This is a genomic window from Intestinibacter sp. (genome assembly GCF_051866655.1).
Lineage (GTDB): Bacteria > Bacillota > Clostridia > Peptostreptococcales > Peptostreptococcaceae > Intestinibacter.
Map to the genome: position 1 here is coordinate 1 of NZ_JBJDXL010000195.1, position 4,981 is coordinate 4,981.

General features: G+C 33.9%; 2 protein-coding genes and 1 pseudogene. All 3 read left to right on the forward strand.

Annotated elements, in window-relative coordinates:
- Window positions 1–872 (forward strand): annotated as a pseudogene (locus tag ACI3VO_RS06020) (DNA-directed RNA polymerase subunit beta); the annotation flags it as partial.
- A gap of 42 nt (window positions 873–914) precedes the next feature.
- A complete protein-coding gene (rpoC, locus tag ACI3VO_RS06025) occupies window positions 915–4,409 on the forward strand; it encodes a DNA-directed RNA polymerase subunit beta' (RefSeq protein ID WP_439757039.1) in 3,495 nt (1,164 codons plus the stop codon).
- 256 nt (window positions 4,410–4,665) lie between these two features.
- Window positions 4,666–4,981: 30S ribosomal protein S12 (gene rpsL / locus ACI3VO_RS06030; protein ID WP_439757040.1), on the forward strand; the 316-nt coding region annotated here is incomplete at its 3' end.

Genomic DNA, 4,981 nt, shown 5'->3' on the forward strand with positions numbered 1-4,981 from the left:
CAGAAGAAGATATGCCATTTATGGAAGACGGAACACCTATGGATATAGTACTTAATCCACAAGGTATACCATCTCGTATGAACATCGGTCAGGTGCTTGAAGTTCACTTAGGACTTGCTGCTAAGAAATTAGGATGGTATGTAGCTACATCAGTATTTGATGGAGCTAAAGAAAGTGATATAATGGATGCTCTTGAACAAGCAGGATATCCAAGAGATGGTAAATTAACATTATATGACGGTAGAACAGGTGAAACATTTGATAACAAGATAACAGTAGGTTACATGTATTACTTAAAACTACATCACTTAGTTGATGACAAGTTACATGCAAGAAGTACAGGACCATATTCACTAGTAACTCAACAACCACTTGGAGGTAAAGCTCAATTCGGTGGACAAAGATTCGGTGAAATGGAAGTTTGGGCTCTTGAAGCATACGGAGCTGCACACATACTTCAAGAAATACTTACAGTTAAATCAGACGACGTTGTAGGTCGTGTAAGAACTTACGAAGCAATAGTAAAAGGTGAAAATATTCCTGAACCAGGAATACCTGAATCATTCAAGGTTCTTATAAAAGAACTTCAAAGTTTATGTCTAGATGTTAAAGTTTTAAGTGAAGAAGATGAAGAATTAGAAGTAAAAGAATCTACAGACATAGATGATGAAGTTGATGGAAACTTCGAATTAAATCTTATCAGTGATGAAAGAGAAGTAGAAGAATCTCATGTTATTGAAGACATAGAAGATGAAGAAGATGAAGATTTAATAGAAGCAGACATAGATTATGATGTTGAAGAAGTAGATGATAGTTTGAATTTTGATTTCAGTGGCTTTGAAGATGAAGACAACAGTGATTTTGAAATATAGTTTTATAATAAAATAAATATCAAATAGAAGGGAGAGAACTCCTTGTTTGAATTAAACAATTTCGAGTCGATAAAAATAGGTTTAGCATCTCCGGAACGTATAAGAGAATGGTCTAGAGGAGAAGTTAAAAAACCAGAAACAATTAATTACCGTACTTTAAAACCAGAAAAAGACGGTTTATTCTGTGAAAGAATATTTGGACCACAAAAAGACTGGGAATGTCATTGTGGTAAGTATAGAAGAGTTAGATATAAAGGTGTAGTTTGCGATAGATGTGGTGTAGAAGTAACTAAATCTAAAGTAAGAAGAGAAAGAATGGGACATATAGAGCTTGCAGCTCCTATGTCTCACATCTGGTACTTCAAGGGTATCCCAAGTAGAATGGGTCTTTTACTTGATATGTCACCAAGATCTCTAGAAAAAATACTATACTTTGCTTCATATGTTGTTATAGATCCAGGTGAAACTGGACTAAACGAAAAACAATTACTAACAGAAAAAGAATTTAGAAGTAATTATGAAAAATACGGAAATACTTTTGAAGTTGGTATGGGTGCTGAAGCAGTTAAAAAATTATTAATGAAAATTGACCTAGAACAAGAAAGTAAAGCATTAAGAGATGATTTAAAAGACAGTACAGGTCAAAAGAGAGTTAGAACAATAAGAAGATTAGAAGTAGTTGAAGCATTCAGAAAATCAGGAAACAAACCTGAATGGATGATACTAGAAGCTATTCCAGTAATTCCACCAGATTTAAGACCTATGGTTCAATTAGACGGTGGTAGATTTGCTACTTCTGACTTAAATGACTTATATAGAAGAGTTATAAACAGAAATAACAGATTAAAAAGATTATTAGAACTTGGAGCTCCAGACATCATAGTTAGAAACGAAAAAAGAATGCTTCAAGAAGCTGTAGATGCTTTAATAGACAATGGTAGAAGAGGTAGACCAGTTACAGGTCCAGGAAATAGACCATTAAAATCTTTATCAGATATGCTTAAAGGTAAACAAGGTCGTTTCCGTCAAAACTTACTTGGTAAACGTGTTGACTACTCAGGACGTTCAGTTATAGTTGTTGGACCAGATCTTAAATTCTATCAATGTGGTCTTCCAAGAAAAATGGCTCTTGAATTATTCAAACCATTCGTAATGGATAAATTAGTTAAAGAAGGATATGCACATAATATAAAAAGTGCTAAATCATTAGTAGAAAAAGTAAAACCAGAAGTATGGGATGTTCTTGAAGAAGTAATTAAGAGCCATCCAGTACTACTTAACCGTGCCCCTACTCTTCATAGATTAGGTATACAAGCATTTGAACCAGTTTTAGTTGAAGGTAAAGCTATAAGACTACATCCACTAGCTTGTACAGCATACAATGCTGACTTCGACGGTGACCAAATGGCTGTCCATGTACCTTTATCAGTAGAAGCACAAGCAGAAGCTAGATTCTTAATGCTTTCTGTAAATAATATACTTGCACCAAAAGATGGTTCTCCAATAACTACTCCATCTCAAGATATGGTTCTAGGATGTTATTACTTAACTATAGAATCTCAAGGAGGAGAAAAGGGAACAGGAACAGTATTCAAAGACTTTAACGAGTTAATGATGGCTTATCAAACTAAAGCAGTAGAATTACATGCAACAGTAAAAATGAGAGTTAAATTAGCTGATGGTAGAGTTGGTATTACAGAAAGTACAGTAGGTAGATTTATATTCAACGAAAATATACCTCAAGATTTAGGCTTTGTTAATAGAGACGAAGATCCATTTGGATTAGAAATAAATTATTTAGTTGATAAAAAAGCTTTAGGTAAAATTATAGATAAATGTTTCAGAAGACATGGAAACACTATAACTGCTGAAGTTTTAGACCACATAAAATCATTAGGATTTAAATATTCTACTATAGGTGGTATAACAGTTGCAGTTGCAGATATGAAAATACCACCAGCTAAAAAAGATTTAATAAAAGCTGCAGAACAACAAGTTGAAAAATACGAAAAAGTATTCAGAAGAGGTTTAATCTCTGATGAAGAAAGATATGAAAAAGTTATAGAAACTTGGACTAAGACAACTGAAGAAGTTACAGATGCCTTAATGAATGGACTTGAAAGATTAAATAACATCTATATAATGGCCCATTCAGGAGCCAGAGGTTCTAAGAACCAAATAAGACAGTTAGCAGGAATGCGTGGACTTATGGCCAATGCATCTGGTAAAACAGTTGAAATCCCAGTTAAATCTAACTTCCGTGAAGGGTTATCAGTTATGGAATACTTCACATCTTCACATGGTGCTAGAAAAGGGTTAGCCGATACAGCTCTTCGTACAGCCGATTCAGGTTACTTAACAAGAAGACTTGTTGACGTCAGCCAAGACGTAATAGTTAGAGATTATGACTGTGGAACAACAGAAACAACAGAAATATTTGCAATAACAGATGGAAATGAATCAATAGAAGATTTATACGATAGAATAGTTGGTAGATATACTATAGATCCTATAGTACATCCACAAACTGGAGAAGTATTAGTAGAAGCAGACACTATGATACAAGAAGATGATGCAGAAGCTATAGTAGCAGCTGGTATCGAAAAAGTTAATATAAGAACAGTTCTTAACTGTAAAACTCATCATGGTGTATGTTCTAAATGTTATGGTAGAAACTTAGCTACTGGTAAAGAAGTTAATATCGGTGAAGCTGTAGGTATAATCGCAGCTCAATCAATCGGTGAACCAGGTACACAGCTTACAATGCGTACATTCCATACAGGTGGGGTTGCCGGTGGAGATATAACTCAAGGGCTTCCAAGGGTTGAAGAGCTATTTGAAGCTAGAAAACCAAAAGGTTTAGCTACAATCACAGAAATTTCAGGTAGAGTTGAAATAGACGAAACAGGAAAGAGAAAAGAAGTTGTAGTAATACCAGATGAAGGCGAAAGAGAAGTTTATCAAATACCATATGGATCAAGATTAAGAGTGAAACAAGGTCAACTTGTTGAAGCTGGGGACCCACTTACTCAAGGTTCTATAAATCCACACGATATAGTTAGAGTCAAAGGTATAGGTGGAGTTCAAGAATACATTGTAAAAGAAGTTCAAAGAGTTTATAGACTTCAAGGGGTTGATATCAACGATAAACATATAGAAGTAATTGTAAGACAAATGCTATCTAAGGTTAAAGTTGAAGATCCAGGAGATACAGATTTATTACCAGGAGGTTATGAAGATGTATTAACATTTGAAGAATGCAATGAAGAAGCTGAAGCAAATGGATTAAGACCAGCAGTTGCTAAGAGAGTTTTACTTGGTATAACAAAAGCATCTCTTGCTACAGATTCATTCTTATCAGCAGCATCATTCCAAGAAACAACTAGAGTTTTAACAGAAGCTGCTATAAAAGGAAAAGAAGACCACCTAATAGGACTTAAAGAAAATGTTATATTAGGTAAATTAATTCCAGCAGGAACAGGAATGAAAAAATATAGAAACATAGCGGTTCAAAAAATAGATCAAGAATCTTTATAAGATTGTTATATAAACATTCTTGACAGAGTCCGTATGTGATGTTAAAATATAAAAGTGCGAATTTAAAAGTTTACTTTGGATACTGTTCAGGGTAAACTTTTAAATAAGCTTTAATATAATTAAAGAACTATTAAGTACCAAGCTATTAAATGTTTGTGTATGAGACGAACATTTAACTACGGAAATCGGTAGGAATATCCGATTTAGTTGGCGATCATTTTTAAGATCGAAATTTTAGAAGAAGGAGGTGCAGATGATGCCAACAATTAACCAATTAGTTCGTAAGAGTAGAAAAGATTCAGTTAAAAAATCTACTGCTCCAGCATTACAAAAGAGTTACAATTCTTTAAACAAAAAAACAACTGATGCAAGTTCACCACAAAAAAGAGGAGTTTGTACATCAGTAAAAACAGTTACTCCTAAAAAACCAAACTCAGCTTTAAGAAAAGTTGCCAGAGTTAAATTAACAAACGGAATAGAAGTTTCTGCTTATATACCAGGTGAAGGACATAACTTACAAGAACATAGTGTTGTTCTTATAAGAGGTGGAAGAGTTAAAGACCTTCCAGGGG